General features: G+C 69.3%; 21 protein-coding genes. 11 read left to right on the top strand and 10 right to left on the bottom strand.

The features are described from left to right. Positions 1-18 precede the first annotated feature (18 nt). A complete protein-coding gene (locus tag AMYAL_RS51020; RefSeq protein ID WP_360907593.1) occupies positions 19-105 on the bottom strand; it encodes a putative leader peptide in 87 nt (28 codons plus the stop codon). A 152-nt stretch (positions 106-257) separates the two neighbouring features. After that, entirely contained in the window at positions 258-830 is a 573-nt protein-coding gene (locus AMYAL_RS0100895; protein WP_020629417.1) for a TetR/AcrR family transcriptional regulator, read from the bottom strand. A gap of 82 nt (positions 831-912) precedes the next feature. Between AMYAL_RS0100895 and AMYAL_RS0100890 the strand changes: the two genes are divergently transcribed. After that, positions 913-1326 carry a VOC family protein gene (locus AMYAL_RS0100890; RefSeq protein WP_020629416.1) on the top strand — a complete coding sequence of 138 codons (414 nt, stop codon included), beginning with the start codon at positions 913-915 and terminating at the stop codon, positions 1324-1326. Between the two features lie 64 nt (positions 1327-1390). Continuing rightward, entirely contained in the window at positions 1391-2605 is a 1215-nt protein-coding gene (hemW, locus tag AMYAL_RS0100885) for a radical SAM family heme chaperone HemW (protein WP_020629415.1), read from the top strand. Here hemW and AMYAL_RS0100880 read toward each other — a convergent pair. Continuing rightward, the gene (locus AMYAL_RS0100880; protein ID WP_026466625.1) at positions 2585-3283 is read right to left on the bottom strand and encodes a TetR/AcrR family transcriptional regulator; all 699 of its coding nucleotides are present in this window, start codon (positions 3281-3283) and stop codon (positions 2585-2587) included. The genes hemW and AMYAL_RS0100880 overlap by 21 nt on opposite strands. 113 nt (positions 3284-3396) lie before the next feature. On the opposite strand from AMYAL_RS0100880, the gene AMYAL_RS0100875 reads away from it, so the two are divergent. The 4 genes from AMYAL_RS0100875 to AMYAL_RS0100860 all read left to right on the top strand — a co-directional run bounded on the left by AMYAL_RS0100875 (position 3397) and on the right by AMYAL_RS0100860 (position 7220). Further along, on the top strand, positions 3397-3813 hold the full coding sequence (locus AMYAL_RS0100875; RefSeq protein WP_026466624.1) for an SgcJ/EcaC family oxidoreductase: 417 nt from the start codon (positions 3397-3399) through the stop codon (positions 3811-3813). Positions 3814-3897: 84 nt separating this feature from the next. Further along, positions 3898-4698 (top strand): siderophore-interacting protein, encoded by an 801-nt coding sequence (locus AMYAL_RS0100870; protein ID WP_020629412.1) that lies wholly within the window; start codon positions 3898-3900, stop codon positions 4696-4698. Between the two features lie 10 nt (positions 4699-4708). Continuing rightward, positions 4709-5944 carry a serine hydrolase domain-containing protein gene (locus tag AMYAL_RS0100865; RefSeq protein ID WP_020629411.1) on the top strand — a complete coding sequence of 412 codons (1236 nt, stop codon included), beginning with the start codon at positions 4709-4711 and terminating at the stop codon, positions 5942-5944. Positions 5945-5990: 46 nt separating this feature from the next. Continuing rightward, positions 5991-7220 carry a styrene monooxygenase/indole monooxygenase family protein gene (locus AMYAL_RS0100860; protein WP_020629410.1) on the top strand — a complete coding sequence of 410 codons (1230 nt, stop codon included), beginning with the start codon at positions 5991-5993 and terminating at the stop codon, positions 7218-7220. Here AMYAL_RS0100860 and AMYAL_RS0100855 read toward each other — a convergent pair. Next, positions 7196-8665: an alpha/beta hydrolase gene (locus tag AMYAL_RS0100855; protein ID WP_020629409.1), complete on the bottom strand. Its 1470-nt coding sequence runs from the start codon at positions 8663-8665 to the stop codon at positions 7196-7198. The two genes, AMYAL_RS0100860 and AMYAL_RS0100855, sit on opposite strands and share 25 nt — an antisense overlap. A gap of 174 nt (positions 8666-8839) precedes the next feature. Here AMYAL_RS0100855 and AMYAL_RS0100850 point away from each other — a divergent pair, with 174 nt between their 5' ends. Continuing rightward, complete coding sequence (locus AMYAL_RS0100850; RefSeq protein ID WP_020629408.1) at positions 8840-10333, top strand: FAD-dependent monooxygenase; 1494 nt, start codon at positions 8840-8842, stop codon at positions 10331-10333. A 165-nt stretch (positions 10334-10498) separates the two neighbouring features. On the opposite strand, the gene AMYAL_RS0100845 is transcribed toward AMYAL_RS0100850, so the two are convergent. The 4 genes from AMYAL_RS0100845 to AMYAL_RS0100830 are packed head-to-tail and all read right to left on the bottom strand — an operon-like array spanning position 10499 to position 15260. Beyond that, positions 10499-11488, bottom strand: a complete 990-nt coding sequence (locus tag AMYAL_RS0100845; protein WP_020629407.1) for a TIGR03842 family LLM class F420-dependent oxidoreductase — start codon at positions 11486-11488, stop codon at positions 10499-10501. Between the two features lie 10 nt (positions 11489-11498). After that, positions 11499-12884: a dihydropyrimidinase gene (gene hydA / locus AMYAL_RS0100840; RefSeq protein ID WP_020629406.1), complete on the bottom strand. Its 1386-nt coding sequence runs from the start codon at positions 12882-12884 to the stop codon at positions 11499-11501. Next, on the bottom strand, positions 12884-13726 hold the full coding sequence (locus tag AMYAL_RS0100835) for a nitrilase-related carbon-nitrogen hydrolase (protein ID WP_020629405.1): 843 nt from the start codon (positions 13724-13726) through the stop codon (positions 12884-12886). Before AMYAL_RS0100835 ends, hydA begins: the two co-directional genes overlap by 1 nt. After that, complete coding sequence (locus AMYAL_RS0100830) at positions 13677-15260, bottom strand: NCS1 family nucleobase:cation symporter-1 (RefSeq protein WP_020629404.1); 1584 nt, start codon at positions 15258-15260, stop codon at positions 13677-13679. Before AMYAL_RS0100830 ends, AMYAL_RS0100835 begins: the two co-directional genes overlap by 50 nt. A 240-nt stretch (positions 15261-15500) precedes the next feature. Here AMYAL_RS0100830 and AMYAL_RS0100825 point away from each other — a divergent pair, with 240 nt between their 5' ends. From AMYAL_RS0100825 to AMYAL_RS0100815, 3 genes are all read left to right on the top strand, one after another. Next, positions 15501-16184 carry a response regulator gene (locus AMYAL_RS0100825; RefSeq protein WP_020629403.1) on the top strand — a complete coding sequence of 228 codons (684 nt, stop codon included), beginning with the start codon at positions 15501-15503 and terminating at the stop codon, positions 16182-16184. After that, entirely contained in the window at positions 16181-17218 is a 1038-nt protein-coding gene (locus tag AMYAL_RS0100820) for a HAMP domain-containing sensor histidine kinase (RefSeq protein ID WP_020629402.1), read from the top strand. The genes AMYAL_RS0100825 and AMYAL_RS0100820 overlap by 4 nt, the downstream gene beginning before the upstream one ends. Positions 17219-17295: 77 nt before the next feature. Then, entirely contained in the window at positions 17296-18849 is a 1554-nt protein-coding gene (locus AMYAL_RS0100815; protein WP_020629401.1) for a DUF4153 domain-containing protein, read from the top strand. A 361-nt stretch (positions 18850-19210) separates the two neighbouring features. On the opposite strand, the gene AMYAL_RS0100810 is transcribed toward AMYAL_RS0100815, so the two are convergent. Next, positions 19211-19576 (bottom strand): SSI family serine proteinase inhibitor, encoded by a 366-nt coding sequence (locus tag AMYAL_RS0100810; RefSeq protein WP_020629400.1) that lies wholly within the window; start codon positions 19574-19576, stop codon positions 19211-19213. A 59-nt stretch (positions 19577-19635) separates the two neighbouring features. Continuing rightward, positions 19636-21267: a PucR family transcriptional regulator gene (locus tag AMYAL_RS0100805; protein ID WP_020629399.1), complete on the bottom strand. Its 1632-nt coding sequence runs from the start codon at positions 21265-21267 to the stop codon at positions 19636-19638. A gap of 145 nt (positions 21268-21412) precedes the next feature. On the opposite strand from AMYAL_RS0100805, the gene AMYAL_RS0100800 reads away from it, so the two are divergent. Beyond that, on the top strand, positions 21413-22909 hold the full coding sequence (locus tag AMYAL_RS0100800; RefSeq protein ID WP_020629398.1) for a CoA-acylating methylmalonate-semialdehyde dehydrogenase: 1497 nt from the start codon (positions 21413-21415) through the stop codon (positions 22907-22909). The last annotated feature ends 102 nt before the right edge of the window (positions 22910-23011 follow it).

Below are 23011 nucleotides of genomic sequence, written 5' to 3'. Positions count from 1 at the left end.
CGTGGTGGTGGCGGGGAGTCAGCGGTTCGTCGCACAGAGCGCGCTCGCCACACGACGGAGATCCACGTGGCGGCGGGCCACGAGGGTGATTCCGGCGCGGGTCATTCATTCAGCGTGCCACGCGCCCACTATGTGGTCTAGGCCGGTCCGAATGCTGGGAACGAAGTCCGAATGCGACTGTTTCCGCTGGTCGGAAGCCTGTTTCGAAGGTCAAGCCCTGGTTCGTCGCCGCCACTGTGACGCAGAACGCGCACGGTTCAAGACGGGAGCACGCGGTCCACGATGACGCGGATGACGTCTTCGTCGGTGACGTCCGCCAGTACGTCCGGCAGGGTGAGCCGTTCGACGGTGAGCCCGGTCAGCGCGAGGTACATCAGCAGTACCTCGGCGCGCCCGCCCGGCATTCCCGCCGCGACGTGCCAGTCGACACTCATGTCGATGCCCTCGCGGATCGTCTTGGTCAGCTCGACCGCCAGTTCCGGGCGCCGGGTCGCTTCGAGGCGGAGTTCGAGCAGGGCGAGATAGGGCTCGCGGTGGCCGGTCAGCCGTCCCATGAGCTCGCCGAGCAGGACGCCGACCCGGTCGTGTGACGGCGTCTCCGCCTGGGGGTTCGCCATGACGTCGGCCGGCGCCGACAACCGTTCCTGCACGCGGACGCCGACCTCGCCGAGCAGCTGGTCCCGGTTGCGGAAGTAGTTGGACGTCGTTCCCGGCGGGACGTCCGCCTCGACGTCCACGGCGCGGTAGGTGAGCCCGCGCGCGCCGTCGCGGGCGAGGACGGCGATGGCGGCGTCGGTGAGCGCGGTCCGGCGCTCCGGATTCTGTCGCATCGGAACATTCTCCTTGCCTCGATCAAACCACTATGTTTATAGTACTACACATCAAGTGGTTCGAACTGGGAGGAAACACCAGATGCAACTCAGCGGTTTCGGTGCCGGCCTGCTCGTCGACGACATCGCCGAGACCACCGCCTGGTGGAAGCGGCACCTGCAGTTGACGGTGACGATCGAGCTCGACTGGTTCTCCAGCCTCAACGTCGGAGTTCCGGGCTATGAAATGAGCTTCGTGAAGCGCGGCCACAAGGCCACGCCGGAGCCATGGCGGGCGCAGGAGGCGGCCGGATCGATGGTCGGGTTCATGGTCGACGACGCGGCGGCCGAGTACGAACGGCTGCGCGGAGAGGGAGTCAAGATCGTCACGGAGCTCGTGGACGAGGAATTCGGTCAGCGGCACTTCTACATCGAGGACCTGAACGGCTTCCTGATCGACATCATCGAAGTGATCCCGCCGTCCCCGGAGTGGCTGGCCGCCAACGGGCTGGCCTGAGATACGCCGTGAAGGCCTCTTTCCCCCGCGAAGGAGGCCTTCACGGCGTGAGGGACACTGGGGTGTGCCCGCGCTGCTGCCCGAAACCACCACGCCCGTCGAGTCGGCGCTCCCCGAGAGCGCGCTGGAAGGGCTCGGCACCCGGCCGTTCGGCGTCTACGTGCACGTCCCGTTCTGCGCGACCCGATGCGGCTACTGCGACTTCAACACCTACACCGCCGGAGAGCTGGACAGCGATTCGTCGCCGCAGTCCTGGCTCGAAGGCCTCAAACGCGAGTTCGACCTGGCCGCGCGTGTGCTGGGGAAGCCTCCCGCGGTCGACACCGTCTTCGTCGGCGGAGGCACTCCGTCCCTGCTCGGCGCCGAAGGACTCCGAAGTGTCCTCGACGCGGTCCGTGACACTTTCGGTCTCGCGCCCGGCGCCGAGGTGACGACCGAGTCCAATCCGGAGTCCACCTCGCCCGAGTTCTTCGCGGGCATCCGCGACGCCGGGTACAACCGGATCTCGCTCGGGATGCAGTCCGCCGCGCAGCACGTCTTGAAGATCCTCGACCGGGTGCACACGGCGGGCCGTCCGGTGGCGGCCGCCGAAGAGGCGCGCGCCGCCGGGTTCGAGCACGTCAACCTCGACGTCATCTACGGCACGCCGGGGGAGCGGATCGAAGACCTCCAGGCCTCGCTGGACGCGGTGCTCGCCGCCGGCGTCGACCACGTCTCGGCCTACGCGCTGATCGTCGAAGAGGGCACCGCGCTCGCCCGCCGCATCCGCCGCGGCGAGCTGCCCGCGCCGGACGACGACGTGCTGGCCGCCGACTACGAGATGATCGACCGCGTCCTCGCCACGGCGGGTTTGCGCTGGTACGAGGTCTCCAACTGGGCGACGTCGGAAGAAGCCCGCTGCCGGCACAACATCGGCTACTGGCGCGGCGGCGACTGGTGGGGCGCCGGACCCGGCGCGCACAGCCACGTCGGCGGCGTCCGCTGGTGGAACGTCAAGCATCCGGCCCGGTACGCCGCCTCGCTCGCCGCCGGTGACTCACCGGCCGCGGGCCGCGAACTGCTGACCGAGGCGGACCGGCATCTGGAACGCGTGATGCTGGAACTCCGGCTGTCCGAAGGCCTTTCACTCGACGCGCTCGACGACGACGGCCGGGCCGAAGCCCGCGTCGCCGCCGCCGAGGGGCTGCTGGATCAGTCCGTTTTGGACGGTCAGGGGCGAGCGGTGCTGACCGACCGCGGGCGGTTGCTGGCGGACGGTTTAGTGCGGCGTCTCACGTGAGCTGAGGGACGCCCTGGACGCGAGACCGGTGAGAAACATGTCGATCGCGAACTCGAACCGTTCCTGAGCGGTCTCCTCGGTGAAGTATTCGCCCGAGTGCAGCAGGTTCGGGAAAGTGCCGGGCGGGAACGACGTCATGTATTCGACCATCCGCCTGCCGCGTTCCTCCTGCTCGGTCAGGTCGAGGTCACCGTGCTGCCAGCCGGCGCCCTCGTAGGCGAAAGCCTTGGCGTAGAGCCATAACGCGTCGGCCGCGAACAACGCCAGCTTGAGGTCGAGGCCGCCCGCGCGCAGCACCGCGAGCATGGCCTCGGCCTGCTGAAGGGCGTTCGCGCCGACCGGTATGGCGATGGCCCACGCGATCTTGGCGATCCCTGGGAACGACGTCAGCGCGCGCACGTTGTCCCGCAGCAGGTCCTTCGCCTGCTCCACCCATCGCTCCGTATCGGGCTCGGGGAACGGGCCGAAGTCGAGGACGTGGTCGACCATCAGCTCGTGGAGTTCTTCCTTGTTCGCGACGTGGGCGTAGAGCGACGCGGGACCGGTTTCCAGCGCCTGGGCCACGCGCCGCATGCTCACCGCCTCCAGTCCCTCCGCGGCGAGGAGATCCAGTGCCGTCTTCACCACGAGCTCCTGGGACAGCACGGGTTTCTCGGCGCGACGCCGGGGCCTGCTCACTTCGTTTGCCTCCTGATCCTGGGTTCCGCCGGGAACTCTACTTGACGCGAACACCGTTCGTCTGTAGAACGGTGTTCGTAACACGAACGCTGTTCGTCAAACTGGAGGACATCATGACCGAACGACAGACCGAAGTCCTGGCCGTGCTGAACCGGATCGTCGACGCCTGGAACGACGGCGACGCGGCCGCGTACGCGTCGCACTTCACCGAAGACGCCGACTACGTGACCTTCTTCGGGATGAACATGCCGGGCCGCGCGATCATCGAAAGCGCGCACAGGTCCCTGTTCGAAGGGCCGCTGAAGGGGTCGAAGCTGGTGTCCGGGGGCGGTGAGCCCAAGGTCCGATTCATCCGGCCGGACGTCGCGATCGTCGTGTCCGGCGGCGGGTCGTCGCTGTCGGGCGGAGACAAGCCCGAGCCGGGCAGGGAGTCGACGCTGACCTACGTGCTCGTGGAGGAGGCAGGCGGCTGGCGCGTCGCGTCCTTCCAGAACACGCGGGTGAGCGACCCTGCCGCGAGCGCGGACTGACCGGATACCGGGAGAGCCCGCCCGCCCGATCAAGGAACGGCGTACCCTGGGTTAGGTTCACCTAACCCAGGAAAGGAATCGTGGATGGCCGAGGCGCGGAGAGCGGTATCGGCGACCCGGTTGCGGGTGCTGCGCACCGAGCGGATCACCCCGCATATGGTCCGGATCGTCGCTGGGGGCGAAGAGATCGCCTCGTTCCAGCCCAACGAATTCACCGACGCCTACGTCAAGGTGCACTTCCGGGTGCCCGGCGTCGACTACCCCGAACCGTTCGACCTGGCGCGTGCCCGCGAAGAACTGCCGCGGGAGCAGTGGCCGCGGATGCGGTCCTACACCGTCCGGGCCTTCGACCGGGATCTCGGCGAACTGGTGCTCGACTTCGTCCACCACGGTGACGACGGCGTCGCCGGACCGTGGGCCGCCGCCGCGAAACCCGGCGACGAGCTGCTGATCTCCGGACCCGGCGGGGCGTACGCGCCGGGCGAGGAGGCCGACTGGCATCTGCTCGCCGGGGACGAGAGCGCCCTGCCGGCGATCGCCGCCTCACTCGAGGCGATGCCGGCGGGCGTTCCCGTGCACGCGGTCATCCTCGTGGAGGACGCGGCCGAAGAGCAGCCGCTGACCACCAAGGGTGACGCGCGGATCACCTGGCTGCACCGGAGCCGGGGCGACGACCTCGCGGCCGCCGTCCGCGCGCTCGACTGGCACGAAGGTGTCGTGCAGGCGTTCGTCCACGGCGAGGCCGGGTTCGTCCGGGACCTGCGCCGTCACCTGCTGGACGACCGGGGGATGCGCCGCGACCTGCTGTCGATCTCCGGATACTGGCGGATCGGGAAGACCGACGAGGCGTGGCGACTGGAGAAACAGGCCGAGCGGAACGCGTAGCCTCGATCCCATGATCGAGCTGAAGGTGGACGTCGACCCGGCCGAGGTGGGTTTCGACGCGGAGCGGCTGAAGCGGATCGACAAGCACTTCGACGGGTACCTGGAGCGGAACCTGCTGCCGGGGTATCTGGCCGTGGTGAGCAGGAACGGCAAGGTCGCGCATCTCGCGTCGAACGGGATGCGCGACCTCGAGGCCGGGCTCCCGGTCGAGACCGACACGATCTGGCGTGTCTTCTCGATGACGAAGCCGGTCACTTCGGTCGCCGCGATGATGCTCGTCGAAGCCGGGCTCATCGACCTGCGGGATCCGATCTCGCGCTGGCTTCCCGAGTTCGCGGAACCGCGGGTCTTCACCTCGGGCTCGACCGTCCGGATGGCGACCGAGCCCGCGACCGAGCCGATCCGGCTCTGGCATCTGCTCACCCACACCGCGGGGCTGACGTACGGATTCCATCGCACGCATCCGGTCGACGCGCTCTACCGCGAGGCCGGATTCGACTGGGGCACCGCGCCGGGGCTCGACCTGGCCGGTGTCTCCGAAGCGATCGCGCGGCAGCCGTTGCAGTTCCAGCCCGGTTCCGAATGGAACTATTCGGTCGCGACGGACATCCTCGGCAGGCTCGTCGAGGTCGTCTCCGGTCAAGCCCTCGACACCTTCTTCGCCGAGCGGATCTTCACCCCGCTCGGCATGCACGAGACGGGTTTCCAGGCCGACCCCGGCGCCCTCGAAAGGCTGGCCGCCCTTTACGTGCCCCACCCGAAGACGAAGGCGCCGTTCCGGCACGACGAGATGGGCGCCATCGGCCGCGTCACGCCCACGTGCCTCTCCGGCGGTGGTGGCCTGGTCTCGACGGCCGGTGACTACCACCGGTTCACACAGATGCTGCTGCGCGGCGGCGAACTGGACGGCGTCCGGCTGCTCGGCCCGCGCACGGTGCAGGTCATGGCGAGCAACCACTTGCCGGGCGGAGTGGACCTGGAAACCTACGGACGCGTCGGGTTCTCCGAGGCGCCGTACCACGGTTACGGTTTCGGGCTGGGTTTCTCGGTGCTCGACGACCCGGTGAAGGCCAAAACCCTCGCCAGCGCGGGGGAGTTCGCCTGGGGCGGCGCGGCCAGCACCGCGTTCTGGGTCGACCCGGACGAGGACGTCACGGTGCTGTTCTTCACCCAGTTGCTGCCGTCGTCGACGCATCCGATCCGTGGCGAACTGCGCAACCTCGTGTACCAGGCCCTGGTCGGCTGAGGGAAACCCGGCCACACTGGGACGCAGCCGAGGGGGAGGGGGCGTCATGCGCCGGATCGTGGTGGTCGGGGCCGGTCAAGCGGGCCTGGTCCTGGCACTGGGCCTGCAGCGGCACGGATACGCCGTCACCGTGGTCACCGACCGCGACGCCGAAACGATCCGCGCGGGCAGGCTCATCTCGAACCAGTGCGTGTTCCACCCCGCTCTGACACGGGAACGCGCGCTGGGCATCAACTTCTGGGACGGGATCGCCCCGGAGGTCCTCGGCGCGTCCTTCGGGCTCGCCGGGGACTCCGCGGAACCGGCCGTCGCGTGGCAGGCCCGTTTCGACGAGCCCGCGCAGTCGGTCGACCAGCGGGTCAAGGTGTCGGACTGGCTGACCGCGTTCGCCGATCGCGGCGGCGAGGTGCGGTTCGGCAAGGTGACACCGGACGGGCTGGACGAGTATGCCCGCGAATTCGACCTCGTCCTGGTCGCGGCCGGTCGGGGACCGCAGTTCGACGCGCTCTTCCCGCGCGACGACGGACGTTCCCCGTACCGCGAGCCGCAGCGGACCATCGGGATCATGTACCTCGTGTCCGGGAACGACGAGCCGCTCCCGGTGTATCCGGGCCTGACGTTCGGGCTCTCCCCGGCCGGTGAACTGTTCGGGCTGCCGATCCACTCCGTGCGCGGCCCCGTCTTCGGCCTCGGGTTCTTCGGCGTTCCCGGCGGCCCCATGGACGTCTGGGACGACGTCACCGACACCGACGAGCATTTCGAACGAGCGAAGACGGTGCTGCGCAAGCAGTTCCCGTGGGTCGAGGAATCACTCGCCGACGCCCGCCCGAGCGGGCCGCTGGACGCCCTGCGCGGCAGGGTCCTGCCGATCGTGCGCGACCCGGTCGGGACACTGCCGTCGGGGGCGAAAGTGCTGGCGATGGGCGACACCGCGGTGACGAACGACCCGATCGCCGGACAGGGCGCGAACATGGCGGCGCACGCGGCCGCCGTCTACGAACGGCGCATCCTCGACCACGGCGACCGCCCGTTCGACGAGGCGTTCCTGCGCGGTACTTTCGCCGAATACTGGGAAAAGGCGCAGCACGCGACCCGGCTGAGCAACGATCTGCTCGCCCCGCCGCCGGATCACGTGCTGGCCACGCTGGAAGCCGCGCAGACGGCGCCCGAGGTGGCGCGCCGGTTCGCGAGCATCTTCTCCGACCCCGCCGACTACGCCGGATGGCTCACCGACGAGGGCATCGCCCGTGCCTACCTGGCGTCGAAAGGCGCGTGATCCGGAGCGCAGACCGTGCCGCGCGCCGGAAGACGGCCGTAGGTCAGGTAGGCGTCGAGTGCCGCGTCGACACACTCGCTGCGGTTCGCGGCGCCGTGCCCCCAGGCGTCCAGCGTGAGGAGCCGGGCGTTGCCGAGGATGCGTTCGGTCCGTTTCGCCCCGGCGTACGGCGTTTCCGGGTCACCCTTGCCGTTGGCCAGCAACAGGATCGGCGCGGTCGGCCGGTTCCAGGGACCCGTGTGGCGCGCTGAATCGGTGACGGGCCAGAACGCGCAAGGCATCGAGAGATACGTGTCGTAGGAGCCGAAACCACGGCTTTCCCGGTCGGCGTCGCGGGCCGCACGGGGCCACGCGGCCGGGTCACGCGGATTCGCGGTGTCCACGCACAACGTTCCTCCGCCACCCAGCGCGGAGTCGAAAGGCGTGACGATCCCCTTCGCGGACAAGGGTTTCGTCGCGGCCTGAAGGAACTCCGCCAGCGCGGGGGAGTTGGCTTCGTCGGTCAGCGCGTTGTGGGTGCGCCTGATGACCTCCTGGTAGGTGATCGGGCCGGGGGTGGCTTCGAGCCGGTCGAGGATCGCGTCGTACTTGGCTCGCAGGTCCGTCCCTGGTTCGCGGAACGCGCACCGGGTGTCGGCCGCGCACGTGTCGAGGAACGCCTGCAGCGCCCGGTCCGCGTCCCGGAAGCCGCCGAGCCTGGCGCTGAACGGGATGTTCGCGTCCTCCGGGCGGTACCCGGTGGTCCAGGCGATCGGATCGTCGACGGCGTCCAGCGCCAGGGCGCCGACACGGTTCGGGAACAGGTTGGCGTACACCTCGCCGAGATAGGTGCCGTAGGAAAGGCCGTAGTAGCGCAGGCGGGGTTCGCCGGCGGCCTCACGCAGCCTGTCGAGGTCACGGGCGACGTTCGCGGTCGACAGGTGGCTCAGCAGCGGCCCGGCGTTGCGGCCGCACGAGGCGGCGACCTCGCGGACGTCCGCGGTATGCCGGGTCTCCTGCTCGGTGGTGATCGGGAAGGTGCCCAGGACGCGTTTGAGCGGCTCGGTTTCCGCGTCGCTCGCGAAGCAACGGACCGGTGTGCTCGCGCCGACCCCGCGCGGGTCGAAACCGACGATGTCGAACTGCCGGTGCAGCGACGGGGTCTGGAATTTGCCGAAGCGGCCAGGATTCCCAGGGCCGCCGGGGTTGGTGAAGATCGTGCCGCGTTTGTGCTTCTGGTCGGTCGCCGGAAGACGGCCGAGCGCGATGGTGATCCGAGGCCCGCCCTGGTCCTGATAGGACAGCGGGACATCGAGTTCGGCGCAGTCGTAGCCCGATGGCGAACCGGCGGGGCAGGGACCCCAGTCGATGCCCTTCGGCGCGGCCGAGACCGCGGGAGCGATCGTGACGGCGGTGAGTGCGGCGAGGGTGAGCAAAGCCGCGGTGCGGACTCTGAGGGTGGTCACCGGCCCAGCGTCCCGCCTCACAGGCGCGCGGACCCTGGTGCGCGTACCCGGAAACATGGTGGGGCGAGCCCCTCCATGTTCAACATATAGCGCACCGGGGGGCTTGCGGCAAGACCCCGGTGCTGCCGCAGAATCCTCGGCTGTAGCGAGAACAGGCCGAACAGGAGTGAAGATTTGACCGACGTCGACGTGATCATCGTGGGTGCAGGCCCGACCGGTCTGATGCTGGCCGCGGAACTGCGGTCGGCCGGTGCGCGCCCGCTGGTCCTGGAGCGGCGGCCGGAACAGGGGAAGACTCCGAAGGCCCACGGCCTCAGCGGGCAGATCCTGGACCTGCTGCACCATCGCGGCCTGCTGGAGAAGGTGCGGGGGCTCGTCACCGACCCCGTCCCGCCCCACCGGTTCCCGTTCGGCGGGGTGCACGTGGACCTCACCCGGTTCGAGGAGCCCCCGCTGAAGGCGCTCTCGGTGCGCCAGCCGCTGCTGGAAGCGCTGCTGGAGGAGCACGCCACCGAACTCGGCGCGGAGGTTCGCCGCGGGCACGAGGTCATCGGACTGTCCCAGGACGACACTTCCGTGACGGCCCAGGTCCGTGGGCCGGAGGGGGAGTACGAAGTGACCGCCCCGTACCTGGTGGGCTGCGACGGCGGGCGCAGCCCGGTCCGGTCGATGGCCGGGATCGGGTTCCCCGGCACCACCTATCCCGAGGTCAACCGGATCGGGCAGGTCAAGATCCCCGAGGGGCTGACCGTGCACGACAACGGCGACATCGAGGCACCGGAACTCGGCCGGATCAAGGCGGGCTTCACCCGCACCGACAGCGGGACGTTCGCGCTCGGCTCGCTGACACCGGGGATCGTGTTCATCCAGACCACCGAGGACGATCCCGGCGAGGTCGACGACGACGTGCCGATGACGCTCGCCGAATTCGGGGACAGCATCCGCCGCATCCTCGGCAAGGGCGTCCCGCTGGGTGACCCTGTCCGGCTCTCGCGCTACCAGTTCTCCGCCCGCCAGGCCGAGCGCTACCGCGAGGGCCGGGTCCTGCTGGCGGGCGACGCGGCCCACTTGCTGCCGTCCACCGGCACGGCGATCAACGTCGGCATGTCCGACTCGGTCAACCTCGCCTGGAAGCTGGCCGCCGAGATCCAGGGGCGGGCTCCGGAAGGACTGCTGGACACCTATCACGCGGAACGCCACGCCGCCGGTGCCCGCGCGCTCCTGCAGTCCCAGGCTCAGGTCGCGTTGCGGCGCGGGCACGACGAGGCCGCCGAGGCGCTCCGCGCGGTCTTCCAGGAACTGCTGGACGACGAGCAGGCCGCGCGACGGCTGTCCTCCCACGTCGCCGGGACCGACCTGCGGTACCCGATGCCCGGCTCCCGGCACGCGCTCTCCGGCACGTTCGTCCCGGATCTCGCGCTGGAAACCGACCAGGGCACGACCAGTGTCGCCGCACTGCTGCGTTCGGCGCGACCGGTCCTGCTCGACCTCGCCGGACGGCCGGACCTTCGCGAACTCGCGGAAGCGGCGGGCGTCGAGATCCACACCGCGAAGGCCGAGGACCGGCCCGCCGACGTCCTCCTGATCCGCCCGGACGGCTTCATCGCCTGGGCCGGGGACGACGACGCCGAGGGCCTTCGCGAGGCGCTGGCTGCCTGGTTCGGCTGAGGGGCGCACGAGGGGTTGCGAAAGCCACTTTCGCAACGTTGAGGGTTGCGAAAGTGGCTTTCGCAACACCAGGGATCACATCAGCGGCGCGTGAAGGCTCCCTTCCCTCGACTCAGCCGAGGGAAGGGAGCCTTCACGCGAGAACACCCGACGAAACGCAGGTGGTCAGCGGCCGATGACGTCCGAGCCGTACCGCTTCAGCGTCTCTTCCCGCTGGTCGTGCATGAGGTACAGCGCGAACTGGTCGACCCCCAGCGAGGCCAGCTCATCCAGTCGCTCCGCATGCGCGGACGCCGAGCCCATCAGGCAGAACCGGTCGACGATCTCGTCCGGCACGAAGTCGGTCGAGGGATTCCCCGCCCGCCCGTGATGCGAGTAGTCGTAACCCTGACGCTCACGGATGTAGTCGGTCAGCTCGTGCGGCACCGGCCCGGAATCGCCGTAGCGCGCCACGAGATCCGCGACGTGGTTGCCGACCATCCCGCCGAACCAGCGCAGCTGTTCCCGCTGATGCGCCAGATCGTCCCCGACATACGCCGGGGCCGCGAGGCAGATCGTGATCCCGCCGGGATCCCGTCCCGCGGCACGGGCCGCCTCACGCACGGAACCGATGGTCCAGCGGGCGATCGCCGGATCCGCGCACTGGAGGATGAAGCCGTCGGCGTGCTCACCGACCGTCTTCAGCGCCTTCGGCCCGTATCCCGCCATCCACATTTCGAGCCTGCCGTTGCGGATCCAGGGGATCTGGACCGGCTTGTCCCGCAACAGGACTTCGCGCCCTTCGGCGAGCTCCTTGACCACGTGCATGCAGTCGCGCACGGTGGCCAAAGTGGACGGTGCCATGCCGACGACCCGGTGCGCCGAGTCGCCGCGGCCGATACCGCAGACCGTCCGGTTGCCGTACATGTCGTTGAGCGTGGCGAAGGTCGACGCCATCACCGACCAGTCCCGCGTGGCCGGGCTGGTCACCATCGGGCCCACGATCATCGACGACGTCGCCGCGAGGATCTGCGAGTAGATGACGAACGGTTCCTGCCACAGCACGCACGAGTCGAACGTCCACCCGTAGCGGAACCCCTGGTCCTCGGCGGCCTTCATCAGCCGCACGAGGTCGCGTGCGGGCGGGTCGGTCTGGAGAACTATCCCGAAATCCACGGCCACCACCTCAGTTCAGGTACTGGTTCAGGTCGCGCGAGAGGAACTTCCCGTGCGTCGTACTGCCCGAGAACCCGGACGGCGACACCACTACACGGCCGCGCGAGAGCACCGTCTCGACCTTGCCGGTGATCTCCAGCCCTTCGTAGGCCGAGTAGTCCACGTTCATGTGATGCGTTTCGACCGACAAGGTCTGCTTCGCCGACGGGTCGTAGATGACGATGTCCGCGTCCGAGCCCGCCGCGATGACCCCCTTGCGCGGGTACAGCCCGAACATCCGCGCCGGGGTGGTCGAGCAGGTCTCGACCCAGCGGCCGAGGGTGAGCTCGCCCGCCACGACACCCTGGTGCAGCAGGTCCATCCGGTGTTCGACGCCGGGGATCCCGTTCGGGATCGCGCGGAAGTCGCCGCGGCCGAGTTCCTTCTGGTCCTTGAAACAGAAGGGACAGTGATCCGTCGACACCACCGAGAGGTCGTTGGTGCGCAGCCCGCGCCACAGATCCGCCTGATGCGATTTCTCGCGCAGCGGGGGAGAGGCGACGTACTTGGAACCCTCGAAATCCGGCTTCGCCAAGTCCTCGATGGACAGGTAGAGATACTGAGGACACGTCTCCGCGAAGACGTTCTGCCCGTCGTTGCGTGCCTCCGCGACCGCCGCCAGCGCCTGTGACGCCGAAAGGTGCACGATGTACAGCGGCGCCCCGGTCACCTTCGCCAGCTGGATCGCGCGCGAGGTCGCCTCGCCCTCCAGCTCCGGCGGCCGGGTGAGGCCGTGCTGCACCGGGTCGATCTTCCCCTCGGCGAACGCCTGCGCGGCCAGCTGGTCGATCGCGATGCCGTTCTCCGCGTGCATCATGATCGTCGCGCCGATCTCGCGCGCCTTCTGCATGGCCAGCAGGATCTCGCCGTCCGTGGAGTAGAAGACCCCCGGATACGCCATGAACATCTTGAAGCTGCCGACACCGCCGTCGACGCAGGCCTGCATCTCCTTCAGCGACGAATCGTTGACGTCGGAGACGATCATGTGGAAGCCGTAGTCGATGGCGCAGTTGCCGTCGGCCTTCTCGTGCCACTTGTCCATTGTGGACAGAAGGGAGGTGCCCTTCGCCTGGACGGCGAAGTCGATGATCGTGGTCGTGCCGCCCCACGCCGCCGCCGTCGTCCCGGTGCCGAAGGTGTCGACGGAATGTGTCCCGCCGAACGGCATCTCCATATGGGTGTGCGCGTCGATCCCGCCGGGCAGCACGTACTTCCCGGTGGCGTCGATCGTGTCGTCGGCCGGTCCCAGTGTGCCGGGGGCGCCGACCGCCACGATGATCTCGCCGTCGACGAGGACGTCCGCCGCCGACGCGCCCGCCGTGGACAGTACCTGCCCGCCGCTGATGAGGGTGGTCATCACGCCTCCGCGAGGGGTCCGTAGCTGTCGGGACGACGGTCTCGGTAGAAGGCCCACAGATCCCGTACTTCGGCGAGTTTCGCCATGTCCAGATCGCGGATGACGATCTCCTCCTCGGTATCCGAAGCTGCTTCGCCGATCAGCTGGCCACGCGGGTCCGCGAAGTACGACTGGCCGTAGAAGTCGTTGTCACCCAAGGGTTCCACGCCGACGCGGTTGATCGTGCCGACGAAGTACTCGTTCGCGACGGCGGCCGCGGGCTGCTCCAGCCGCCACAGGTATTCCGACAGGCCGCGGCTGGTCGCCGACGGGTTGAACACGATCTTCGCGCCCGCCAGGCCCAGTGCGCGCCAGCCCTCCGGGAAGTGCCGCTCGTAACAGATGTAGACGCCGATGCGGCCGACGGCGGTGTCGAACACCGGGTACCCCATGTTTCCGGGCCGGAAGTAGAACTTCTCCCAGAAACCCTTCACCTGCGGGATGTGGTTCTTGCGGTGCTTGCCGAGATAGGTGCCGTCGGCGTCGATCACCGCGGCGGTGTTGTAGTACACGCCGGGCTGCTCGACCTCGTACATCGGGACGACCAGCACGACGCCGTGGCGTTCGGCGACCTCCTGCATGAGCTTCGTGGTCGGCCCGTCGGGGATGCCTTCGGTGTAGGAGTAGTAGTCGGTGTCCTGCACCTGGCAGAAATACGGGCCGTAGAACAACTCCTGCAGGCAGATGACCTGGGCGCCCTGCGACGCGGCCTTGCCGATGGCTTCGACCGCGTTCGCGATCATCGACTCCTTGTCACCCGTCCACCGCTGCTGGATCAATCCGGCTCGGACCAGGTCGCTCACTTGCATCCTCCTCTGATTTGACGGCATTGACGGTGGTGCGGTTGCGTTCGGGCAGGGACAGCAGCAGGTAGACGACGAAAGCGCCTGCCAGGCCGATGACCCAGTTGTAGTCGTAGAGCGGCTTCAGGACCGGGATCAGCCCGTCGGCGGGGAACGGCCCGCCGTACGCGCCACCGACGGAGAGCACGGCCCCGACCAGTGTCGCGACGAGCGCGCGCCAGTTCCAGCCGCCGTTGAACCAGTAGACGCCGCGTTCGGAGTAGAGGTCCCGCAGTTTCAGCTCGGTGCGGTTGACCACCCAGTAGCCGGCGACGAGCACCCCGGCGACGGCGCCGAGCAGGCCGCCGTAGAAACCGAGCCACGCGAAGATGTAGATGTTCGGGTCGGAGTAGAGCCGCCACGGCTGGATGAGGATGCCGATGATCCCGGTGATCAGCCCGCCGACGGCGAAGGTGATCTTCTTCGGGAATGCGTTGGAGAAGTCGTAGGACGGGCTGACCACGTTGGCCGCGAGGTTCGCGGACACGGTCGCCAGCACCAGCGCGATCAGCGCGACCACCACCACGACGGGGGAGTCGAACCGGTCGGCCAGCTTCGCCGGGTCCCAGATCTGCTCGCCGTAGAGGACGCTGCCGCCCGAGGTGGTCAGGATCGCCACGATCGCGATGAACGTCATCGTGGTCGGCAGGCCGAGGAGCTGGCCGCGGACCTGCTTGCCCTGGCTGCCGCCGAAGCGGGTGAAGTCCGGCATGTTCAGCGAAAGCGTCGACCAGAACGCGATCATCGCCATCAGCGACGGCGCGAACACCTTCCAGAAGTCCGGTCCCCAGCCGAGTTTGCCGGGTTCGGACAGGATCGGGCCGAGTCCGCCCGCCTTGACCAGCACGTAGCCCAGCAGGATCAGGAAGCCGACCGACACCAGCGGCGCCGTCCAGTTCTCGAACCGGCGGACCGCTTCCATCCCGCGCCAGATGATGAGCATCTGGAACAGCCAGAACAGCCCGAAGGACAGCCAGAGCGTCCAGTGCTGGCCGAGGACGACCGCGGAGTCCTTCCAGGCGGAGCCCGCCAGCCGTCCGACGATGATGTAGATCGCCTCACCGCCGACCCAGGTCTGGATGCCGAACCAGCCGCACGCGATGAACGCCCGCAGCAACGCCGCCAGATTCGCGCCGCGCATCCCGAAGAAGGCGCGGGCGAACACCGGGAACGGGATGCCGTATTTCGTCCCGGCATGGCTGTTGAGCAGCATCGGGATCAACACGATCAGGTTGCCGATGGTGATCGTGAGCAGCGCCTGGACCCAGTTCATCCCGAGCGCGATCAGTGACGCGGCGAGCGCGTAGGACGGGATGTTGTGCGCCATGCCCATCCACAGCGCGAAGTAGGTGTACGTGGTCCAGGTCCGCTTTTCGACCGGAACCGGGGCGAGTTCTTCGTTGTAGAAGCGGCTGTCCTGCAAGGACTCGACCTCGCCGAGTTCGACCCGGCCATCAGGGTGCACGTGCTGCGTTCCGCGTGCCGTCGGCTCCATTGCGGAATCGTGCTCGCCGCGCCGCGCGGGTGGGACTGGCAGACTGTTCACCGTTGGTGGTGTCGGAGCGCAGACTGTCGATTGCTTTCGAAGGATCACGGTGCATGACCTGCGTCACACACACGAGCGTAGCAATCCGGCAAACCGGGTGAAACATCTCCACAGGATCTCCACAGCTCACCCGGATGGTCTCCACGGCCGGTGCTTACAGTCATCCCCATGGAACTGGGAGGACGCCGGGTGCTGGTCGTCGAGGACGACGTGACCATCGCCGAAAGCATCGCCGCGCGGTTGCGGGCCGAGGGCTTCACCGTCGACCTGGCGCATGACGGCCCTTCCGGCGTGGAGACGGACGCCGGGCGGGAGCCGGACCTGGTGGTGCTCGACGTGATGCTGCCGGGGTTCGACGGGCTCGAGGTCTGCCGCCGGATCCAGGCCCGCCGGCCGGTCCCGGTGCTGATGCTGACCGCCCGGTCGGACGAGACGGACATGCTGATCGGCCTCGGCGTCGGCGCGGACGACTACCTCACCAAACCGTTCTCCATGCGGGTGCTCTCGGCCAGGGTGCACGCGCTGCTGCGCCGCGTCGAACGGTCGGCCCGCACCGACGTGAGCGAAGCGGGCACGAAGATCGTGCTCGGCGACCTCGAAATCGACGTCGAACAGCGGCGTGTCACGCGGGCGGGCACCCAGGCCCAGCTGACACCGATCGAGTTCGACCTCCTCGTCCACTTCGCGAAGCGCCCGAGGGCGGTGCAGCCGCGGGAACGCCTGTTGAGCGAGGTCTGGGACTGGGACGTCGCGGGCACCGGTTCGGGCACCCGCGCGGTCGACAGCCACATCAAGGCGTTGCGCCGCAAACTGGGCGCGGACCTCATCCGCACCGTGCACGGCGTCGGCTACGCCCTGGAGGTGGGATCGTGAAGCTCCGCCCGTTGTTCGGCCGGATCGTCGACGCGCTCCCGCGGCCGCTCGACCCGGTCCGCTCCATCAAGCTCAAGCTCGCGATCCTGCTGGTGTCCTCGGGCGGTATCGCGTTCGCCTTCTTCAACTGGCAGATCGGCTGGCTGCCGCCGCGGACCACGATCGCCGCGATGGTGCTCGCGGTGGTCACCTCGCAGATCCTGGCGCACGGGATGACCAGGCCGCTGCGGGAGATGACCGCCGCCGCCCGCGCGATGGCCAAGGGCGACTACACCCGCCGCGTCCGGGCGACCGCCCGCGACGAGGTCGGGGAGCTGTCGCACGCCTTCAACCAGATGGCCGCCGACCTCGACGCCTCGGATCAGCGCCGCCGTGAACTGATCGCGAACGTCTCCCATGAGCTCCGCACCCCGATCACCGCGCTGAACGGGGTGCTGGAGAACCTGGTCGACGGGGTCGCCGAGCCCGATCCGGCGACGCTGAAGACCGCGCTGCAGCAGACCGAACGGCTCGGCAGGCTGGTCTCGGAGCTGCTCGACCTCTCGCGGATCGACGCCGGCGCGTTCCCGTTGCAGCTGGAGGAGTTCGACCTCGAACTGCTGTTGGAGGAGGTCGCCGCCGAAGCGGGGGTGACCGCCGCCGCGACCGGCCGCGGCGTGAGGTTCGCCGTCGACGTCCAGCCGCCCGGCGCGACCGCCGTCGCCGACCGCGGCAGGCTCTACCAGGTCGTGGTCAACCTGCTCGACAACGCCGTCCGGCACGGACCGGCCGGGGGAGAGGCCCGGGTGCGGGCGGAGGCCCGCGGGGCCGACGTCGTCATCGAGGTCGAAGACGAAGGGCCAGGGATCCCGCCGGGGGAGCGGGACAGTGTCTTCGAACGGTTCACCCGCGGCGAGCGGGCGGGCGGTGGGGGCACCGGCCTCGGCCTCGCGATCGCGCGCTGGGTGGTCGACCTGCACGACGGCAGCATCGCCGTCGTCACGCCCGAAAAGCGGACGGGCTGTGTCATCCGCGTCGTGATCCCCGTTCCCTAGTTCCTTAGTTCCTTGCCGCGTTTCTTCGGCGGCTCCCCGCACCTCACGATATGTGCTTTCGCAAACTGGAGGATTCGATGAGCGAAGATCAAGAGGAGAAACAAGCGCACGCGTCGCCGCCGTCGGCGACCACCACTTTGCCGCCCGCGCCGCAGGTGCCGGTGTTGACGAGGCCACGGGTGCCGCCGAAGTCGGCGATCGTCCCGCTGCCCGGTTCGGTGCTGCCCGCGGCGGTCGCGGCCGGGTTGATCGCCGCCGTGGTCATGCCGGACGACCCCGGAGTCGGCTGGTTCGTGGCCGGGCTCGCCTTCGCGGCGGCCGTCTACTACGCCGACAAGCGCGCCCGCGGCGACGCCGAACCGCACTTCCGCCTGAGCAGCGCGTTGTGGGCGGCGGCCGCGCTCGGTCTGCTCGCGGTCGGCATGTTCCGCGCCTCGGTGTGGCTGAACGTGCTGTGCGTGCTGGCCGCCTGCGTCGCGGGATCCCTCGCGGTGGTCGGGAAACGCACCGTCAACACGATCGTCTACGACGTCTTCGCGGTCCCGATCGAGGCACTGCTTTCGGTCCCGTGGATCGGGCGCGGGCTCGGGAAGCTCGGCAAGAAGCAGGAAGGCCGATCGAGGCCGAGGTTCCTGGTGCCCGTCCTGGTGAGCGCCTTGCTGCTGCTGGTGTTCGTTCCGCTGCTGCGTGGCGCGGACGCCGCGTTCGCGAGCGTCGTCGACGCGGTGATCCCCGAGCTGAACCCCGGAACGTTCGTGCGCTGGGGTTTCCTGTTCGTGGTGGCCGCGTTCGCCGTCACCGGCGCGTGTTACCTGCTGGCGGCGCCGCCACTGCCCGCCGACGAAGACGCCCCGCGCAAACGGCTCGCGCATCGCCTCGAATGGACAGTGCCGCTGAGCGTGCTGGTGCTGCTCTTCACGAGCTTCGTCGTGGTCCGCCTGGTCGTGTTGTTCGGCGGCGCCGACTACGTCCTGGCCACGAGCGGGCTGACGGCGGCCGAGTACGCCCGGAGCGGCTTCTGGCAGCTGTCCGCCATCACCGTGCTGACCCTGCTGCTGGTCGCCGCCGCGCTGCGGTGGGCGCCGAAGTCCTCGGCGGCCGATCGTGCCTGGCAGCGCGGGCTGCTCGGGGCGCTGAGCGTGCTCAGCCTGGTGCTGGCCGCGTCGGCGTTGAGTCGCATGTGGACATACCAGCAGGCGTACGGCTTCACCGTGCTGCGGCTGCTGGTGGAGGTCTGTGAACTCCTGATCGGCCTGATCTTCTTGCTGGTACTGGCATCCCTGATCCCGCTGCGGTCGTCCTGGCTGCCGCGTGCGGCCATCGGCGCCGCCGTCGTGGCGCTGCTGGGGCTGGCCGTCCTCGATCCGGAACGGTTCATCGCCGACCGCAACATCGACCGGCTCGCACAGGGCAAGACCCTCGACACCGGGTACCTGTCCCGGTTTTCCGCCGACGTCGTCCCGTCGGCGGACCGGCTGCCGGAGCCGCTGCGGTCCTGTGTGCTCGGACCGGTCGTGACAGGAATTTCGGAAGATGATTGGCGCGCATGGAACCTGAGCCGGTCCCTCGCGCGTCAGACCCCCGTTGCCGCCCAGGACAGGCCGGGATGTCACTACCTGACTCGTCCTTGAGCAGTGACACCACGGCCTTGATCGCCCTCTTGGGGGTGAGGGCGATCAAGGTGGTGGTGAACCCCGGCCGCCGGGCCATGGAGGGGGAGGCCCGGCGGAAGCCTGGGCGCCGTGACCGGCCTTATCGGACTGAAGACCTGTCGCGGAGAAGAATCGTTGAGGGCAGGGCAAAGGTGGAGCGCGGAAGGTGGTGAAGGCCTCCTTGCCTACTTTGAGGGTAGGGAAGGAGGCCTTCGCGGACCTCGGCTCGGATCGCCTCTCGTGCCGACGGCGGCCGAGGTGACAGCGATCATGTCCCGAAAGCCACTTTCGGGACATCAGACGTCGCGAAAGTGGCTTTCGCGACGTTCTGCCTCGCCGGTCAGAAGGTGAAGACACCCGCCGACTCGGTGTCGGCGACGCAGCGGTTGGCGTACGAGGTGCGGTAGGTGACCGGTTCGCCGCGCCACTTGCCGACCGCGGACACGTCCACCGGGTTGTACTCCAAGGTGCAGGCCCGCGGTTCCGCGCGCAGCCTGTCGAACTTTCCGTCCACTTCGGACAGTTTGGCGCAGGCGCCACCGCGCGTCGGGTGGGAACCTCCGGTGGGCTCGCAGGTGAGCGAGACGGTGCCGACCCGGCCTCGTGCGTCGTGGCTGGTCAGCTGGAACGTGGATTCGGCGGGTTGCGCCGGGGCCATACAGGCCAACGCGAGTACGCAGGCGCCGATCGGTTCGAAGAAAGCCATGTCTACCCTATCGGCTGACGTGACCCGATCACTGTGTTCCACGCCTGGGTGAGATTTGCTCACCCGGTCGTGTGGTCGTCCGCTTCCCGAAGATCGTGGGCGAGCAAGGCGACATAGAGGGAGAGCATCGACTCCGGTTCTTCGAGCCGCACCCCGAGCACCTGCTCGATCCGGGCCAGCTGCTGGTAGTAGGCGGTGCGGGAAGTGTGCGCGGCGGCCGCGGCTGCCGATTTGTTGCCGCCGTGCTCGCAGTAATGTCTCAACGCCTGAACGAGTCTGCTGCCCTGCGCGGCGTCCCGGCTCAGCAGCGGGCCGAGCTCCCGCGCGGCGAACGCGGTGATCCGTTCGTCGCCGGCCAGCAGGTGCAGCAGCCCGCGCAGCCGGACGTCGTCGAGGCGGTGGACCACCCGCTCCGTGTTCTCCATGTTCTCCGCGAGCGCCGCGGCGGCGACCTGGGCTGCTTCGACGAGGGTCCGGCGCGCCTCGGCGGGCCCGCTGCCGGTGGTCCCGACCGCGACCACGGCGGGCGCGCCGGCGCGGGCCTCGTGGACGTCGGTGGCGAGCCGCCGCAGGACCGCGTCGACCCCGGCCTCCCGCGAGAGCGCGATCAGCGCGCGCACCTGCGTGTCGTCGGTGGCCACGAGCGCGGACACCTTGGCGCGCCGGGCGGCGAGCGCGGTCGCCTCGGCGAGTTCCCTCAGCAGCACCGGCGTCGACTGCGCGGTCCTGGTGGTCACGGTGATCCGGGGCCGCACGGCGACCCCGACCAGCAGCCGTCCCGTCAGCGGGACACCCAGCGCGGAGGCCCGCGCGGTCAGCTCGGCCGGCGGCACCGGATTCGCCAGCAGTTCGGTCAGGATCGCGCGGTGCGCCTGGCGTTCGAGGCTGTCGGTGTCCTTGGCGACCAGCCGGTGCACCGCGAGCGCGGACGCGGCGCGTTCGGCGACCACGACGTGCCGGTGCGGCGGCGGATCACCGCAGACGACGACCAGCCGTCCCCAGTCGTGCCCGCGCGCGCCGACCACGGTGATGAGCCAGCCCGCGCCCGCGTGGAAACCGGTCCGCTCGCCGACCTGCACCGGCCGTGACCGCGACGGCCAGCCGGGCAGCAGCTCGCCGGGGTCGGTGCCCGCCGTGTCGTAGGCGAGGACCTCGTGCGACAGCGTCTCCAGCACGACGGGATGTTCGGTGAGCCTCGCGACCTCGCGCAGGATGTCGCCCGGCTCGGCGCCCGCGACCGTCAGCGCGGTGAACGTCTCGTGGACCCGTTCCGCCGCCCGGAGTTCGGCGACCTGGGCGTCGACGATCAGCCCGTTCACCGCCTCGGTGACCGACACGAACCGCGTCTCCCGCGAAAGGGTGATCAGCGGAACGCCGTGCCGGTCCGCGGCCTCGACCAGCGCGGGCGGCAGCTTTTCGCTCCAATGACGGACCAGCTCGACGACCACCCCGGCCACCCCGACCCCCGCCAGGTCGGCGACGTACCGGGCGAGCGCGGAGCCGTCGTCGGGCAGCGCGACCCCGGTGGTGAGCACCAGTTCCCCGCCGCGCAGCAGCGGGGCGATGTCCGCGACCTCGGCGACGTGCGCCCAGCGGACCGGCGCGTCCAGCCCCGCCGCCCCCGCCACCACATGGGGCCTGCCCTGACGCAGCACCGGCAGCGCGAGCACCTCGGCGACGGTCGGGTACATCGGCCTCCCACCAGGTCGGAACACAGAGAGACAGACTGTACGGCCGGGACCGGGAGTCCGTACACGTTGCCGATGGCGTCGGTGTGGCGCGCACGCTCAGACTCGACCGGGAGCAGGCACCCGGAAGATCAGGAAGGCGGACCTCGTGACCGACCGCATCACTCATTGGATGGACGGCAAACCGTGCGAAGGCGTGAGCGATCGATCCGGTGACGTGTTCGATCCGGCCACAGGTCAGGTGCGGGCGAAGGTCCCCTTCGCGTCGCAGGACGACGTCGACGCCGCCGTCGCGGCCGCCTCTCGTGCGCTGCCGGGCTGGCGCGGGACGTCGCTGGCCGGGCGGACGCGGGTGCTGTTCGCCTTCCGTGAGCTGCTTTCGGCGCGGCGTCACGAGCTGGCGAAGATCGTGACCAGTGAACACGGAAAGGTCGAATCCGACGCGGCGGGCGAGATCGCGCGCGCCATCGAGAACGTCGAGTACGCCTGCGGCGCGGCGCAGCTGCTCAAGGGCGGGTTCAGCGAGAACGCCTCCACCGGTGTCGACGTCTACTCGATTTCGCAGCCGCTGGGCGTGGTCGGCGTGATCTCGCCGTTCAACTTCCCGGCGATGGTCCCGCTGTGGTTCGTGCCGAACGCGCTTGCCTGCGGCAACACCGTCGTGCTCAAACCGAGCGAGAAGGACCCGTCCGCGGCCGTGTTCATCGCGGAACTGTTCGCCGAGGCGGGCCTGCCCGACGGCGCCCTCAACGTCCTGCACGGGGACAAGGTCGCCGTCGACGGGCTGCTGGAACACCGCGACGTCAAGGCGATCTCGTTCGTCGGATCGACGCCGATCGCGAAGTACGTCTACGAAACCGGGACCAGGCACGGGAAACGCGTGCAGGCGCTCGGCGGCGCGAAGAACCACATGGTCGTCCTCCCGGACGCCGACCTCGACCTCGCGGCCGACGCGGCCGTCTCGGCGGGCTTCGGCTCGGCGGGGGAGCGGTGCATGGCGGTGTCGGTCGTCGTCGCGATCGACCCGGTCGGCGACGAACTGGTCGCGAAGATCGCCGAGCGGATCACGCGGCTGCGCGTCGGCGACGGCAGGCGGCCCACCTCGGAAATGGGGCCGCTCGTCACCGCCGCCCACCACGAACGCGTCGAGTCCTATGTGGAAGCGGGTGTCGAAGCGGGCGCCCGGCTCGTCGTCGACGGCCGCGGCATCGAGGTCGACGGCGAGGACGGCGGGTTCTGGCTCGGCCCGACGCTGTTCGACCACGTCACGCCGGACATGTCGGTCTACACCGACGAGATCTTCGGCCCGGTGCTGACCGTCGCGCGGGCCGGGGGCTACGACGCGGCGCTGGAGCTGATCAACGCCAACGCCTACGGCAACGGCACCGCGATCTTCACCAACGACGGGCGGGCCGCGCGGCGGTTCCAGAACGAGGTCGAGGTCGGGATGGTCGGCGTGAACGTGCCGATCCCGGTGCCGGTCGGCTACTACTCGTTCGGCGGCTGGAAGGACTCGCTGTTCGGGGACAGCCACGCCTACGGGCCGGAGGGGTTCCACTTCTTCACGCGGACGAAGGTCGTCACGTCGCGGTGGCCGGATCCCTCGCAGGGCGGCGTGAACCTCGGGTTCCCGCGCAACAGCTGACCGGCCGGGACGCGTGACGGGTGCGCGCCCTTCGCGTCACGCCCCGCCAGGGTTCCGGTGCCCTGGGCCGCGCTTCGCCTTACCCCTCAAGCCTGTCGGGGA

Source organism: Amycolatopsis alba DSM 44262, from assembly GCF_000384215.1.
In the GTDB taxonomy this organism is placed as follows: Bacteria; Actinomycetota; Actinomycetes; order Mycobacteriales; family Pseudonocardiaceae; genus Amycolatopsis; species Amycolatopsis alba.
The sequence above is the reverse complement of the archived record's forward strand: the minus strand, read 5'-3'. Positions and strand labels throughout refer to the sequence as shown.